This window comes from Crocinitomix catalasitica ATCC 23190 (genome assembly GCF_000621625.1).
GTDB classification, from domain to species: Bacteria; Bacteroidota; Bacteroidia; order Flavobacteriales_D; family Crocinitomicaceae; genus Crocinitomix; species Crocinitomix catalasitica.
This window is the reverse complement of record NZ_KK211318.1, coordinates 37,711-51,446: the sequence shown is the minus strand read 5'-3', so window position 1 is coordinate 51,446 and position 13,736 is coordinate 37,711. Positions and strand designations below refer to the sequence as shown.

General features: G+C 33.4%; 18 protein-coding genes. 12 read left to right on the top strand and 6 right to left on the bottom strand.

From position 1 onward, the window contains the following. The first annotated feature begins 11 nt into the window (after positions 1-11). Positions 12-1,325, top strand: a complete 1,314-nt coding sequence (rimO, locus tag T367_RS0118650; protein WP_027421187.1) for a 30S ribosomal protein S12 methylthiotransferase RimO — start codon at positions 12-14, stop codon at positions 1,323-1,325. Here rimO and T367_RS0118645 read toward each other — a convergent pair. Then, entirely contained in the window at positions 1,317-2,066 is a 750-nt protein-coding gene (locus T367_RS0118645) for a hypothetical protein (RefSeq protein WP_027421186.1), read from the bottom strand. The genes rimO and T367_RS0118645 overlap by 9 nt on opposite strands. 99 nt (positions 2,067-2,165) lie before the next feature. Then, positions 2,166-2,675, bottom strand: a complete 510-nt coding sequence (locus tag T367_RS0118640) for a DUF4442 domain-containing protein (RefSeq protein ID WP_027421185.1) — start codon at positions 2,673-2,675, stop codon at positions 2,166-2,168. A 117-nt stretch (positions 2,676-2,792) separates the two neighbouring features. On the opposite strand from T367_RS0118640, the gene T367_RS0118635 reads away from it, so the two are divergent. Genes T367_RS0118635 through T367_RS0118625 form a run of 3 tightly spaced genes read left to right on the top strand, consistent with a single transcriptional unit; the run spans position 2,793 to position 5,876 of the window. Then, entirely contained in the window at positions 2,793-4,925 is a 2,133-nt protein-coding gene (locus tag T367_RS0118635) for a S46 family peptidase (RefSeq protein WP_027421184.1), read from the top strand. Positions 4,926-4,928: 3 nt separating this feature from the next. Then, entirely contained in the window at positions 4,929-5,246 is a 318-nt protein-coding gene (locus tag T367_RS0118630) for a PKD domain-containing protein (protein WP_084274490.1), read from the top strand. Positions 5,247-5,300: 54 nt separating this feature from the next. Continuing rightward, positions 5,301-5,876, top strand: coding sequence for a thioredoxin family protein (locus tag T367_RS0118625; protein WP_035845979.1), 576 nt, complete (start codon positions 5,301-5,303; stop codon positions 5,874-5,876). On the opposite strand, the gene T367_RS0118620 is transcribed toward T367_RS0118625, so the two are convergent. The 3 genes from T367_RS0118620 to T367_RS23145 are packed head-to-tail and all read right to left on the bottom strand — an operon-like array spanning position 5,866 to position 7,320. Continuing rightward, entirely contained in the window at positions 5,866-6,123 is a 258-nt protein-coding gene (locus T367_RS0118620; protein ID WP_027421181.1) for a hypothetical protein, read from the bottom strand. The genes T367_RS0118625 and T367_RS0118620 overlap by 11 nt on opposite strands. Then, positions 6,120-6,680, bottom strand: a complete 561-nt coding sequence (locus T367_RS0118615) for an RNA polymerase sigma factor (protein WP_027421180.1) — start codon at positions 6,678-6,680, stop codon at positions 6,120-6,122. Before T367_RS0118615 ends, T367_RS0118620 begins: the two co-directional genes overlap by 4 nt. 52 nt (positions 6,681-6,732) lie before the next feature. After that, on the bottom strand, positions 6,733-7,320 hold the full coding sequence (locus T367_RS23145; protein ID WP_051568668.1) for an NUDIX hydrolase: 588 nt from the start codon (positions 7,318-7,320) through the stop codon (positions 6,733-6,735). Between the two features lie 9 nt (positions 7,321-7,329). Here T367_RS23145 and pyrE point away from each other — a divergent pair, with 9 nt between their 5' ends. Both pyrE and T367_RS23140 read left to right on the top strand, forming a co-directional pair. After that, positions 7,330-7,980: an orotate phosphoribosyltransferase gene (gene pyrE / locus T367_RS0118605; RefSeq protein ID WP_027421179.1), complete on the top strand. Its 651-nt coding sequence runs from the start codon at positions 7,330-7,332 to the stop codon at positions 7,978-7,980. Continuing rightward, positions 7,970-8,374 (top strand): SRPBCC family protein, encoded by a 405-nt coding sequence (locus tag T367_RS23140; RefSeq protein WP_035845975.1) that lies wholly within the window; start codon positions 7,970-7,972, stop codon positions 8,372-8,374. The genes pyrE and T367_RS23140 overlap by 11 nt, the downstream gene beginning before the upstream one ends. Positions 8,375-8,378: 4 nt before the next feature. On the opposite strand, the gene T367_RS0118595 is transcribed toward T367_RS23140, so the two are convergent. Beyond that, complete coding sequence (locus T367_RS0118595) at positions 8,379-9,116, bottom strand: biotin--[acetyl-CoA-carboxylase] ligase (protein ID WP_027421178.1); 738 nt, start codon at positions 9,114-9,116, stop codon at positions 8,379-8,381. 71 nt (positions 9,117-9,187) lie between these two features. Between T367_RS0118595 and rsfS the strand changes: the two genes are divergently transcribed. The 6 genes from rsfS (at position 9,188) to T367_RS0118565 (ending at position 13,703) form a co-directional block, all read left to right on the top strand. Further along, positions 9,188-9,571 carry a ribosome silencing factor gene (gene rsfS, locus T367_RS0118590; RefSeq protein WP_027421177.1) on the top strand — a complete coding sequence of 128 codons (384 nt, stop codon included), beginning with the start codon at positions 9,188-9,190 and terminating at the stop codon, positions 9,569-9,571. 7 nt (positions 9,572-9,578) lie between these two features. Next, complete coding sequence (ftsH, locus tag T367_RS23135) at positions 9,579-11,684, top strand: ATP-dependent zinc metalloprotease FtsH (RefSeq protein WP_072032228.1); 2,106 nt, start codon at positions 9,579-9,581, stop codon at positions 11,682-11,684. Between the two features lie 11 nt (positions 11,685-11,695). Further along, positions 11,696-11,902: a putative signal transducing protein gene (locus tag T367_RS0118580; RefSeq protein WP_027421176.1), complete on the top strand. Its 207-nt coding sequence runs from the start codon at positions 11,696-11,698 to the stop codon at positions 11,900-11,902. Between the two features lie 3 nt (positions 11,903-11,905). Then, positions 11,906-12,721 carry a phosphatidate cytidylyltransferase gene (locus T367_RS0118575; RefSeq protein WP_027421175.1) on the top strand — a complete coding sequence of 272 codons (816 nt, stop codon included), beginning with the start codon at positions 11,906-11,908 and terminating at the stop codon, positions 12,719-12,721. Between the two features lie 9 nt (positions 12,722-12,730). Further along, positions 12,731-13,387: a phosphatidylserine decarboxylase family protein gene (locus T367_RS0118570; RefSeq protein ID WP_027421174.1), complete on the top strand. Its 657-nt coding sequence runs from the start codon at positions 12,731-12,733 to the stop codon at positions 13,385-13,387. A gap of 88 nt (positions 13,388-13,475) precedes the next feature. Beyond that, positions 13,476-13,703: a hypothetical protein gene (locus tag T367_RS0118565; RefSeq protein WP_027421173.1), complete on the top strand. Its 228-nt coding sequence runs from the start codon at positions 13,476-13,478 to the stop codon at positions 13,701-13,703. Positions 13,704-13,736: the final 33 nt, after the last annotated feature.

The window sequence follows — 13,736 nt, the reverse complement described above, 5'->3', positions numbered from 1 at the left end:
AAAATTATTTCATGAAAACAAAAACACTTAAAAAAAACAAAGTTAATGTTGTAACCCTAGGTTGCTCCAAAAATATCTTTGATTCGGAAGTAATGATGGCGCAACTGAAAGCCAATAAGTTTACTGTCGAACATGAAGCGCAACAAGATGATTCTGAAATTGTAATTATCAATACTTGTGGTTTTATAGACAATGCTAAACAAGAATCAATTGAAACGATTATTCGTTACGCTAATGCTAAAGCAGAAGGCTTGGTTGATAAAGTTTATGTTACCGGTTGTTTATCGGAAAGATATAGAGAAGAATTAGAAACGGATATTCCAGAAATTAATGGTTATTTCGGTACTAGAGAATTGCCGCGTCTATTAAAGACTTTAAAAGCGGATTATAAAAAAGAATTAGTAGGAGAACGTTTATTAACGACTCCAAGTCATTATGCCTATTTTAAAATAGCTGAAGGTTGTGACAGACCTTGTGCTTTCTGTGCGATTCCACTTATGCGTGGAAAACACGTCTCCACTCCTATCGATACTTTGGTTAACAACGCAAAAAGCTTAGCAGATAAAGGCGTAAAAGAATTAATGTTAATTGCTCAGGATCTTACTTTTTATGGATTAGATATCTATAAGAAAAGAGCATTGGCTGAATTATTAGAGAAACTTTCTGATGTTGACGGAATTGAATGGATGAAATTGCATTATGCATTCCCTTCAGGATTCCCTATGGACGTTCTAGACGTGATGCGTGAACATTCAAATATTTGTAATTATTTGGATATGCCATTGCAACACGGATCTTCTAAAATGCTTAAAGCAATGAAACGTGGAATTACACGTGAGAAGACCGAAGATTTAATCCATACGATTAGAGAAAAAGTTCCAGGAATCGCATTAAGAACGACTCTGATTTCTGGATTCCCAGGTGAAACAGAAGCAGATTTTCAAGAAATGTATGATTGGGTTGAGCGTTCAAGATTCGAACGTCTAGGTATCTTCAATTATTCTCACGAAGAAAATACATCAGCATTCGCTTTAGAAGATGATGTTCCTGCAGAAGTAAAACAAGAACGTGCTGATATCATCATGGAATTACAATCTGGAATTTCACATGAATTAAATCAAGAGAAGATTGGAAAAACACTGAAGGTTTTATTTGATAAACACGAAGGTGACTTCTTAATTGGACGAACTGAATTTGATTCGCCTGAAGTTGATAATGAAGTTTTAATTCCTGCGCCTGCAGATCCTAAATTATTGATTGGAACTTTTGCAAATGTTAAAATAAACTCAGCTGATCATTACGATCTTTTTGGAGATTTAGTTTAAACCTTTTGTATTGTCTTTTTCTTCTTCCTCAGTTACATCTTCGTAATCTGTAAAGCCTTCATCGTTTTGTTGCTGTTCTCTGAATTGCTCAAAAGGATTTGATGCTGCTCCACCACCTTGTTGAAATCCTCCAAACCTAGACTTTGGTCGACTGTTAATTGGCTGACCTGTCAAAATATTACCAATAACATTCGAGGCACGTAGTAGAATATTAACAAGGAAGAAAAATCCAATAATCTTAAAGATCCACCCTATTATCACAGCATTGTAGATACTTAAAATGGCTCCTGAAAACCAATTCACAATGAAGTTATCAACCATTGCTGGCACCATTAAACAGATTACAAAATAAACCACTGATCCTAACAGTAAAAAGCGTTCCACCTTCGGATCTATTTGATTGGTAAATCTTGCCAACATAGGATTCTGAGCCAATTGACTCATCATTGCTCTATTTTGTAATTTACCTAATAAATATAAAGCCAATACAATGGTACCTATTACCATGTGAGAAACAGCAACATTCCCATCTAAATCGGAACCTTTATTTACGACAACAAAATTGGCAGTCACAGAAACCAATAAAAAGTACTTGACAATACGAATGATATAATCCTGCGTTTGACGTTTTTCTCTAACTGGGCCACGTAACAATTTAGTACCTAAAATAATTACGCCCCAAATAAACCCAAAAATTGAAAAATTAATTCCAAGTAAAAAAATAAAATTTAATATCTCCATCTAGTTGTTTCTTGACCAATTCCGTACAAATTGCGTGCAAAATACATTTTTTCTGAGTTTCTATGACAAATCAACAATTGATTGTGCCAAGCTGGCACCTTAAGACAATTTCGTTTTAACTTTGTCCCAAGCTTTAATTTGCCAATTGGTTTTTCCTGTAGCGACGTGGTTATCCTTAAGATCATACAATTCAATCTGACAAGTCACCATTATTTTATCTGTTTTCTCAAGCGGTTTTACGACGGTCTCTAATAACCAATCCTCTTCAATTTCAAACCTCGCAATGATATCAGTCTTTGCTTGATAATGATATTTCATTTCAAGTGATTCCATAATTAAGCGATACTTGTCATTCCCTATTTTAGTTAGAATTAAAAAACCTGAACTGAACTCGGCCGCAGTTGCCATTCCACAAGCATGAACACCTCGAATGTGATTCATGTTTTTTCGTCGATAAGGAATAATGGTTTCAATTTTATTGTCCCATAACTGTTTTACCTTAATGCGATGGGGTTTATTAAAAGGAATCATATATCCCAATCCTAAATTTAACAACCATAGGCTGAATTTAGAATCTTTAGCTTTTACAATGTATTTTTCAAAATTCATACTTAAAAATCTTACTTTATCTTAATTCAGCATTAAAAATCGTCCTAAAATTCCGTATTGCTTCGAAAAAATCTTAAAACAATACTATCTTTGTGACACATCAAAAAGTCAAGTTTAATGAGAAAATTAGCACTAATATTAATAATATTTATCGGAATCAACACCAGTTCAAAAGCTGTTGAAGGAATGTGGATACCATCCTTAATTGACATGTTTCATTCGGACATGGTAACTTACGGATTAAAATTGACACCCGAACAAATTTACTCTACCAATTCAACTAGTTTAAAAGACGCTGTTGTTCAATTTAACGGCGGCTGTACAGCTGAAATTGTTTCAGAAAAGGGTTTATTATTAACAAACCACCATTGTGGATTTAGTGCGATTCAATCCCACTCTACTGTAGAAAAGGATTATTTAAAAAATGGCTTTTGGGCTAAAAACAATTCCGAAGAATTAGCATGTCCATGGTTACGTGTAACATTTGTAAGAGGAATTATTGATGTAACGGACAAAGTACATGCAGGAATTGCAACTACTGCTTCAGATAAGGATATTGCGAATGCAATCCTTGCGAACATCAAAATAATGGAAGTAGAAGCTTCTGTAGATGGGAAGTTGGCTAAAATCAAACCTTTTAACCAAGGAAATGAATATTACATGCTTATAACAGAAGATTATAATGATATTCGTTTAGTCGGTACGCCTCCATCAGCCATTGGTAAATTCGGCGGAGATACTGACAACTGGGTTTGGCCGCGTCATACAGGTGATTTTTCTGTTTTTAGAATATATGCAGATAAAGACAACAAGTCTGCTAAATATGACGAAGCAAATATTCCTTTCAATCCTGATCATTCATTACCGATCAGTCTAAAACCTGTAAACAAAGGTGATTTCACAATGGTTTATGGTTTCCCAGGATCAACAGATCAACATTATTCTGCAAAAAAACTAGACTTCTATGTCGAACAAGAACGTCCAGCTAGAATTGAGATGAGACAAAAAACAATTGATATTTTAAAACCAGCTATGCGAAATAGTGATTTAGTTCGAATTCAATACGCTTCTAAACAAGCTAGAATTGCAAATGCATGGAAAAAATGGATCGGTCAAATTGGCGGTTTAAGAGAATTAGATGCAATAGAGAAGAAGAAGGTTTTTGAAGAAGAGTTTATTGCAAAAGCAGCTGAAAAAACAGAATGGAAAAAAGAGTATTATACTTTAATCCCTGAACTTAGCAAACTACAAAGTGAAAATGAAAAATACGAATTCGCTAGAGTAATGTTTATTGAGTATTTTTATGTTGGACCTGAATTCTTGACATATGTTTTAGATTTTAGTAAAATAATTAATGCATACGAGCAGTTAGACAGCGCAGGTGTATTGCAAGAAGAACTAGATCGTCTTGAATCAAAGCGTAAAAGTTTCTTTAAAAACTACAATAGAGAAATAGATGTTGATATTTTTAAAGCATTAACACCTATTTATGCTGACGCCGTAGATGCTTCTCTTCTTCCAAATGGTTTTAATGAAAACTGGAATGGGATGTTGAATGACATTATCAATAAATCTCAATTATTAGATTCGACCAGTGTTAAAACAATTTTATCTAAAATGAGTAAAGGCAAAGCAAAGAAGTTAGGAAAAGATCCGGCTTATGCTTATGCTAGAATAATCTACAACAACTATTTTGAAAAGACAAGTGCGAGCTATAATTCATTTGTAGATAAAGAGACTGAATTAATGCAAAAATATGTTGCAGGTATCATGGAAATGTTTCCGGATAAAAAGATATGGGCGGATGCCAATTCAACGTTGAGAATTGCTTATGGGCAAGTTGACGGTTCGCAACCTTATGATGGAATGGAATATTTACATTACACCACAATTGACGGAATAATGCAAAAACACGCAACAGGTAATCCTGATTTTGAATTGCCTGATAGATTCATTCAATTGTACAATGAAGGTGATTATGGACAATATGCGCAAGATGATGAATTATGGATTTGTTTTACAGCTTCAAACCATACCACTGGTGGGAATTCTGGAAGTCCGGTTATTGATGCTGAAGGAAATCTATTAGGAATCAACTTTGATAGAAGTTGGGAAAGTACTATGAGTGATTTTATGTTTGACGAATCAAGATGTCGAAATATTGTCGTTGACATTCGTTATGTATTATGGGTAATTGACAAATATGGCGAAGCAAGTCATTTAATTGATGAAATGAAGTTCGTGAAATAATTTATGAAGTTCGTTTTCAGCATATCTATCACATTATTCGTGATAACATTTGTGGCATGTAAAAAAGACATTCCAGCTCCTTTAGCGAATGCCGATTTTTATGTTGAGAACAATAATTGTAACGCTCCTTGCACCCTTTATTTCTATAATCAATCCGCGCATGCCATAAAGTGGCGCTGGGATTTCGGGAACTCAAAACAATCTTCGAAAGAAAATCCAAGTATTAACTATGCAAGTGGAGGACTTTTCGATGTGGAATTGGTCGTTTGGAACAGTGATGATATTTCAGATACAATTGTGAAATCAATTAAAGTAAATTAAATTGTAAGTATTATTGATTATTGTCGTCGAAACAGGAACAAAAAAAAGGAAGACATGACAACTTATAATATTAACGAGTACTTAGCATTAATTTCAGATTTATTAGCGCAAGATAAAACAACAGGAACAAATCATGCTCCTGATATGATCAACTATACTAAATTAAACAGTAAGCGTTTAAATAGATGGTTGGCAAAAGGTGAATTATTACCAGAATCTATATCTGCGATTAGGAGCATCGACACGAAGCAAACTTGGACTGTTATAACAGAGGCTTGGTGTGGTGATGCAGCACATAGTATAGGGTTCATCTCAAAATTGGCAGAATTAAACGATAATATTGAATTAAATTTTGTTTTAAGAGATGAGAATTTACCATTGATTGATAAATATTTAACGAACGGTGGCAGATCAATTCCTAAACTTATTGTGAGAGACGAAAAAGGAGAAGATATTTTTGATTGGGGACCAAGACCAGCAGCAATACAAGCAGCCTATCTTGAGATGCGTGCAAATGAATTACCCTATGCAGATATCAGTATTGAATTGCAAAAGTTGTACAATGCAGATAAAGGTGTTTCCATTCAAAATGAAATCATTCAATTATTAGCTTTAAAACCTATTCAGTAGCCTCTACTGAATTTGTTTCTTCATTTTCAATAGACTTTTCAGAAGTGGCTTGAGAGACTAAATAAGCCACTAAAAGAATCAATAAAAGTACAAGGAACATTTTTTTATTCCTGTATAAAGGCACCTTTGATTTTTTAGTCAAACGATCGTATTCATGCTGAAGATGGTTTAAATCCTTGTACTTTTCTATCGCTTCTTTCGAAGGTATTTTTGGCGCGCCATCTTTATTTATTTTATACTTTCTCATGATGCATTAATCAACTTTCGAACTTTCTTTAATAATCTGTATAATTTCATTTTTGCATTGGCTTCCGAGATATGATAAATTGCAGCAATTTCCTGAAATGAACAATGTGAAAAAAATCTTAACTCAATGAGTTCTGTTTGTTCAGGTTTTAATTGACTTAAAACCGACAGCATTTTTTCTAATTCCTGTTCCTTTTCGTTCCCATTCAAAGTAAGTTCCTCCATCAAAACAAAAGCATCCTTCTCATTAATCTCAACGTTGACAGTTTTTTTATTGTCTCTAAAGTATAAATTTACTTGATTGGATGCAATTCGATATAGCCAGGCCGAAAACGGAAAGCCACGATCTTCATATTTGTGAATATTCATCATAGCTTTCACCATCGACTCTTGGCAAATATCTCCTGCAATTGCTTCGTCACGTACCCGTTTGAAAATAAAAATATAAATCTGTTCAAAATATTTATTGTACAGCATTCCAAAAGCTTCACGATTAAGTTTTGCTTGTTTCACCAATAAATGATCAATGCTTTGACTTCTTTTTAGTAATTTCTTCAAAAAAGGTACATTTAGTTTTAGATGGAATACAAACAATTAAAAAAGTAACACTTTAGGGCATCTTTTCTTTTAAAGACTTTATTACCTCACAAATAGAGGCATAAGTATTTTCTGAGATTTCATCGATTTCATTCCAGTTTAAAAACTCAACAGCTGTTATCCCTTCTTCAGCTTGCGGAACAGGTTCGACAGACTCCTCACCTTCCTCTAACCAATACCAATAGGTCTTTTTCAACATTCTCCTACTCTTCTGCTTATAAGTATGCCAAGTATTGGTTAAATGCATTTTTATTTTAGGTTGAATGACACCACACTCCTCCTCTATTTCTCTAATGGCACCAAATTCGGGCGTTTCATTCGGTTCTAATTTCCCCTTCGGAATATCCCAAACACCATTTCTCATGATAAACATAAACGAATCGCCTCGTTGAACTAAACCGCCAGCTGCTTCAATATGTTTATAACCATCAAACACTTCATGAAAAGATGCTTTACCCTTAACCTCAATTGTTAACTGATTAGCATCACTCTTTAAAAAGTCCTTGATTTTCTGTTTAATATCTTTGCGTTTTAATCCGCCCGATAATTGTGAATTAATTTGAAAAATAATCAGCTTATTTTCTATAAAAACTTTATACATTTGTTCCCTATGATTTTAGATAAAGATAAGGCCCTAAAAATAGCAGATTTTTTATTACAAATCAAAGCTGTTAAATTAAATCCTTCAAGTCCCTTTACTTGGTCGAGTGGAATGTTGTCTCCAATATACTGTGATAACCGTAAAACTTTATCATATCCAAGTATTAGAACTGCGATCAGACAAACATTTTCTGACCAAATTAGGAAACAATTTGAAACAGTCGAAGTTATTGCTGGTGTTGCAACCGGTGGAATTGCGATTGGAGCTTTGATAGCAGAGGAATTAGGACTTCCTTTTATATATGTTCGATCATCGGCTAAAGGTCATGGTCTTCAAAATATGATTGAAGGTGAATACCGAACCGGTCAACGCGTTATTGTAATTGAAGATTTAATTTCTACTGGCGGCAGTAGTTTATTAGCTGTCGAAGCATTACGTGCAGAAAAATTAAATGTAATAGGACTAGGCGCGATTTTCACTTATGGATTTCAAGAAGCAGTTGATAACTTTGAAAACGCCAATTGCCCATATTTCACTTTAAGTGATTACGATATCCTTATAGAAAAAGCAATTAAAGAAAGTTATATCTCAGAAAAAGATTTGACATCATTAAAAAATTGGAAACTCAACCCGAAAACTTGGACGAATAATGGCAACTAAAATTGAAAGTCAGAAAGTAACAGTCAATGCATCTATTGAAACAGTCTATGCATTTCTATTGGATTTTAATAATATTGAACAGTTATTGCCAAAAGATAAAATATCCGAATGGAAATCAGATTTTGATCAATGTTCTTTCAAGGTTCAAAATGCCGCGTTAATTCCGCTGATTAAATCATCTGTAAAAGAAGGTGAAAACATTCACATTATATCTGGAGATAAAGCTCCTTTTAAATTTACTTTAGATATCAATTTCACTAAAGTAAATGAGCAAACTGAAACAGTTTTAGAATTTAATGGTGAAATCAATGCGTTCTTAAAAATGATGGTTGTTAAACCTTTAACAAATCTATTTGACTATATGGCAAATAGAATCCAACAGCTACACAAATAAAATATTAGAGGAATTTAATCTCCTTAATATCGAACGTTTCTATACTATTTTTGGTTTTTATTTTGAGACGACCAAAATCGTTTATCCCCAAAATTTCTCCTTGAAATTCAACACCATTTGCCATAAACATGTGCTTTTCCATAATTCGGTACATGTGTTTATAATAAGCGAATAATAATAAATCAAAATTCCCTTGCATTAAATGATCAAGGTAAAAATCAATATAACCATAAACTTGTAAGAAAACATCTGCAATTTCGCAAGTCCTTCCTTTTTCTAGCTGGATAGAAGTTATTTTATCAGCATCTTCGAATTTTGTTTGATTAATATTCAATCCGATTCCGATGATAGTCGTTGTGATTTTATCAATTTGAATTTGATTTTCTACTAGTATACCCGCTATTTTTTTATCATTGACATAAATATCATTCGGCCATTTTATTTTAGCATCAATTCCTAAGTCATTTAAAGTTTTCCAAATACTTAAACTGGCAATAATATTTAAATAAAAGGCTTTAGCGGGATTAAGTTCCGTTCTCAACATCCACGTTCCTGTCAAATTTTCGCCTGCTTCACTTTGCCAATTATTACCTCTTTGGCCACGTCCAGCAAGCTGTCTTTTTGTCAGGATTACTGTACCACTTACATATTTTGTCCTCTTTATTAGATTGGCAGCATAATTGTTTGTAGAATCAACAGTGTTTAAATGGATAAGATTTAATTGTAATCTTTTATAGTTCATGCAAACAAAAGTGCCCAATTTTAAATTTAAATGAAACAAAAAACCTAATTTTGTTCACCAAATAAAAAACAATGCAGAAAACAGTTGGAGAAAGAGAATTGAAAACAAAAATATTAGTAGATACCATAGTTGATGGAATTCAAGAAGTGAAGGGTAAAGACATTACAATTTTGAACCTTTCCGAACTTCCTAATGCTGTCGCAGATTTTTTTATTATTTGTAGCGGTGAATCAAGTACACAAGTTGAAGCAATTGCTCAATCTGTTACTAGAACAACACGTAAAGAAATTCAAGAAAAACCTTGGCATCAAGAAGGTGTTAGAAATGCTGAATGGATTTTATTAGACTATGTCAATGTAGTATTACATGTGTTTTATAAGGATATTCGATCATTCTATAATTTAGAAAGTTTATGGGCTGATGCAGAATTGATAGAAATTCCCAATATTGATTAAATAAATTATGGCAAATAACAATAAACAATCTCCCGATAGTAAGGGGAATAAAAAAGGATTTAATGCTTACTGGATCTATGCAATTATAGTAGTATTATTAATTGCGTTTAACCTTTTCTCATTAAAGCCAAAAACAATTGAGATCAATAAAAAAGATTTTGAAGAATTAGCTGATCTCGGTCTAATCGAAAAATTAATCATCATAAAGAATGAGGAAAAAGGTGAAATTTACCTAAAACTTGATCAGCTTGATGAAATTAAAGCTTTAGATTCGACCAAATACAAAGGCCTTAAAGAAAAACAAGGTTTTGAAGGTCGATCTCCTGATTTGATTTTTGACACACCAAATATGGAGTCGTTTGAAGATCAATTACAAGAAATGGAGGACACACTCGAAGCTCGTGGACCTAAATATGCTTTTAAAGTAGATAGAGAAACAAGAACAGATTGGGCCGGTGGCGTTTTAAGCTGGTTATTATTCCCAGTTATTCTAATCGTATTCTGGATCTTCATCATGAGAAGAATGTCAGGCGGCGGCGGTGGCGGCGGAGCTGGAAATATTTTCAATATCGGTAAATCAAAAGCAACAGTTTTTGAAAAAGGTAAAGGAACCAATACAACATTTAAAGATGTTGCTGGTTTAGAAGGTGCAAAAGAAGAAATTGAAGAGATTGTAGATTTCCTAAAAAATCCGAAAAAGTATACCGAATTAGGAGCTAAAATTCCTAAAGGAGCCTTATTAGTAGGACCTCCAGGGACAGGTAAAACTTTATTAGCTAAAGCCGTTGCAGGTGAAGCAAAAGTTCCATTCTTCTCTTTATCAGGTTCTGATTTCGTTGAAATGTTTGTAGGTGTAGGTGCTTCAAGAGTACGAGATTTATTTAAACAGGCGAAAGAAAAAGCGCCGGCAATCATCTTTATTGATGAAATTGACGCTATTGGTCGAGCAAGAGGAAAGAATGCCAATATGGGATCGAATGATGAACGAGAGAACACTTTGAACCAATTATTGACAGAGATGGATGGTTTTGGTACTAATAGTGGTGTAATTATCCTAGCTGCTACCAATAGAGCTGATGTTTTAGATTCTGCTTTAATGAGAGCTGGTCGTTTCGATCGTCAGATCTATGTTGACATGCCAGATATCAACGAAAGAAAAGAAATTTTCCAAGTTCATTTAAAACCTTTAAAATTAGCGAAAGATTTAGATGTTAGCTTCTTAGCGAAACAAACACCAGGTTTTTCAGGTGCTGATATTGCTAATATTTGTAATGAGGCTGCATTAATTGCTGCCAGAAAAAAGAAAAAGTTTGTTGAAAAACAAGATTTCTTAGATGCTGTTGACAGAATTGTTGGTGGATTAGAAAAGAAAAATAAGATCATCACCCCACAAGAAAAGAAAACGATTGCTTTTCACGAAGCTGGACATGCAACTACATCGTGGTTATTAGAACATGCTTCTCCGCTCGTTAAGGTTACGATTGTACCAAGAGGTAGATCTTTAGGAGCGGCATGGTATTTACCTGAAGAAAGACAAATTACTACAACAGAACAATTGTTGGATGAGATGTGTTCTGCTTTAGGTGGTAGAGCCGCTGAGCAAATTATGTTTGGAAAAATATCTACTGGAGCATTAAGTGATCTTGAAAAAGTAACGAAACAAGCTTATGCTATGGTTTCTGTTTACGGTTTAAGTGCTGAATTGGGTAATATTTCTTATTATGACTCTCAAGGTCAAGGAGGATTTACAAAACCTTATTCTGAAGATAGAGCAAAAACAATTGATCAAGAAGTGTCTAAAATTATTGAAGAGCAATATATTAGAGCTGTTCAAATTTTAACTGACAATAAAGAAAAATTGATCTTGTTAGCGAATAAATTACTCGAGAAAGAAGTTATCTTTAAAGACAACTTAGTAGAAATCTTTGGTAATCGCATTTGGGATGAGCAAACGGGAGAGACTAAAACTGTAGATTCTAATATTGTCGAAGGAGCTGCTCCTGCTGATATAGTTGTTGATGAAATTGATGAAAAGGATATTAAACCTGTCACCGATTCAGACTCTACTATTGATAAAGATAACGATACAAAATCTGATTCTGAAACGAATTAATATAAAGACGAATGGAAAATAAAGTAGTCGTTTTTTCAAGCACACAAGAAGCTATTGTACATATTATAAAAGGGATGTTGGAAGTAAACAACATCCCCTCTTTGGTTTTTAATCAAAAAGATTCGAGTTATAATAGCTTTGGGGAAATCGACTTACTTGTTTCTAATGAATTGGCTGATGAAGCAAAAGAATTGATCAGGTCGTATCAAAACAACTAACAAATGTGGCAACGGGCAATAACTGGCTTCTTTTTTATTCTTACAATTATATTAGCTATTGTTCTAAAAATCTGGTTATTCCAAATAGTTTTTGGTGTTTTAATGATTTTGGCTTTAAAAGAATTCTATACTCTATTTAAAGCAACAGATACACAGCCACAAGTAGCCACAGGAATTACTTCTAGTCTTGTAATTTACATTTTATTTTCATTAAGCTTCTATTGGCCTGTGTTATCAAAACATGTCTTAGCCATTAGCATCGTACTTTTTAGTGCAATTGCATTAATCGAATTATTTCGAAATAAATCCAATCCTTTTCAAAATATTGGTATTACAATCAGCGGATTGTTTTATACGCTATTACCAATTCTTTTATTGAATTTGATGATTGAATTCGATCCAACAACGCTTTGGATCACATCTTTTTGGCCTGTCCTTAGTATCTTTATTCTTATTTGGTGCAGTGATACTTTCGCCTATTTAGTTGGTAGAAAAATTGGTAAGACCAAATTGTTTGAACGTATCTCCCCAAAAAAGTCATGGGAAGGCTTTATCGGAGGTATGATTTCCGCGATAATTGGAGGATTAATTATTGCTTACTTCACAGACGAATCATATTTAAAATATACAGTTTTTGCCATTATCATTTCTGCTGTCGGTACGGCAGGTGACTTGGTCGAATCAATGTTAAAAAGAAGTGTCAATGCTAAGGATTCAGGTACAATTCTTCCCGGTCATGGCGGAATTTTAGATCGAATTGACGCCATTTTAATTATAATCCCTATTATTTTTTATCTCGACTATTTTATTTTTAACTAGATTTTCAACATGAAATTACACAAAGAAGGTTACAAAATTATCGCTTTCTCATTCCTTTTAGCGGCAATACTATTCAGTATTAATCATACATTCTTGTGTGGTTTCCCAATTATATATTGGCTCATAAACGCCTTTATCATTGTTATGATGATATTGGTAATCCAATTCTTTCGTGTTCCCAGTCGACCAGTTATTATAGACGATAATCTGATTCTATGTCCTGCAGATGGAAAAGTCGTAGTAATTGAAGAGACTGTTGAAAGCGAATATTTTAATGACAAAAGAATTCAAATTTCAATTTTTATGTCACCACTTAATGTTCACGCAAACTGGAATCCGATTAGTGGTATTACCAAATATTTCAAATATCACCCTGGTAAATTTTTAGTTGCATGGCATCCAAAATCTTCAACAGAAAATGAAAGATCAACAGTTGTAGTAGAACATCAAAATGGAAAGGAAATACTATTTAGACAAATCGCTGGTGCAGTAGCTAGAAGAATTGTTTGTTATGCCGAAAAGGGAACCCAAGTTAATGCGGGTAGCGAATTTGGCTTTATAAAATTTGGATCTAGAATAGATGTATTCCTTCCAATCGGAACAGAAATATGCGTTGATCTTGAACAAAAAGTACAAGGAAAAACTACTGTATTGGCAAAATTTTAAATTTAATATTTAGATCTTTTAACAAATTATTTGCTCGAATCTTATATTATTTTTCGTAAATTGCTTTAAAATTAAATACATAGACGAAATGAAAAAATTATTTATAACAATGTCATTGATGGCATTTTTAGGAGGCTTCACAATGAATTCTTATGCTCAAGAAGGAGAAAAGAAAAGTGAAGCTACTAAAACAACAAAAGAATCTAAAAAAACAACAAAGACTGCTGATAGTAAAACGAAAACATGTGCAGAAAAAGCATGTTGTAAAAAAGGCGGAGACGCTAAAAAAACAGCAACTCCTAAGGCGACAAAATAAGCCAACCATTTAAAACACTGAAAGCCCCTATCT

Excerpts from the sequence above, each read along its gene's own strand:
- rimO (WP_027421187.1), top strand. The coding sequence starts at position 12 with ATGAAAACAAAAACACTTAAAAAAAACAAAGTTAATGTTGTAACCCTA.
- T367_RS0118645 (WP_027421186.1), bottom strand. The coding sequence starts at position 2,066 with ATGGAGATATTAAATTTTATTTTTTTACTTGGAATTAATTTTTCAATT.
- T367_RS0118640 (WP_027421185.1), bottom strand. The coding sequence starts at position 2,675 with ATGAATTTTGAAAAATACATTGTAAAAGCTAAAGATTCTAAATTCAGC.
- T367_RS0118635 (WP_027421184.1), top strand. The coding sequence starts at position 2,793 with ATGAGAAAATTAGCACTAATATTAATAATATTTATCGGAATCAACACC.
- T367_RS0118630 (WP_084274490.1), top strand. The coding sequence starts at position 4,929 with ATGAAGTTCGTTTTCAGCATATCTATCACATTATTCGTGATAACATTT.
- T367_RS0118625 (WP_035845979.1), top strand. The coding sequence starts at position 5,301 with ATGACAACTTATAATATTAACGAGTACTTAGCATTAATTTCAGATTTA.
- T367_RS0118620 (WP_027421181.1), bottom strand. The coding sequence starts at position 6,123 with ATGAGAAAGTATAAAATAAATAAAGATGGCGCGCCAAAAATACCTTCG.
- T367_RS23145 (WP_051568668.1), bottom strand. The coding sequence starts at position 7,320 with ATGTATAAAGTTTTTATAGAAAATAAGCTGATTATTTTTCAAATTAAT.
- pyrE (WP_027421179.1), top strand. The coding sequence starts at position 7,330 with ATGATTTTAGATAAAGATAAGGCCCTAAAAATAGCAGATTTTTTATTA.
- T367_RS23140 (WP_035845975.1), top strand. The coding sequence starts at position 7,970 with ATGGCAACTAAAATTGAAAGTCAGAAAGTAACAGTCAATGCATCTATT.
- T367_RS0118595 (WP_027421178.1), bottom strand. The coding sequence starts at position 9,116 with ATGAACTATAAAAGATTACAATTAAATCTTATCCATTTAAACACTGTT.
- rsfS (WP_027421177.1), top strand. The coding sequence starts at position 9,188 with ATGCAGAAAACAGTTGGAGAAAGAGAATTGAAAACAAAAATATTAGTA.
- ftsH (WP_072032228.1), top strand. The coding sequence starts at position 9,579 with ATGGCAAATAACAATAAACAATCTCCCGATAGTAAGGGGAATAAAAAA.
- T367_RS0118580 (WP_027421176.1), top strand. The coding sequence starts at position 11,696 with ATGGAAAATAAAGTAGTCGTTTTTTCAAGCACACAAGAAGCTATTGTA.
- T367_RS0118575 (WP_027421175.1), top strand. The coding sequence starts at position 11,906 with ATGTGGCAACGGGCAATAACTGGCTTCTTTTTTATTCTTACAATTATA.
- T367_RS0118570 (WP_027421174.1), top strand. The coding sequence starts at position 12,731 with ATGAAATTACACAAAGAAGGTTACAAAATTATCGCTTTCTCATTCCTT.
- T367_RS0118565 (WP_027421173.1), top strand. The coding sequence starts at position 13,476 with ATGAAAAAATTATTTATAACAATGTCATTGATGGCATTTTTAGGAGGC.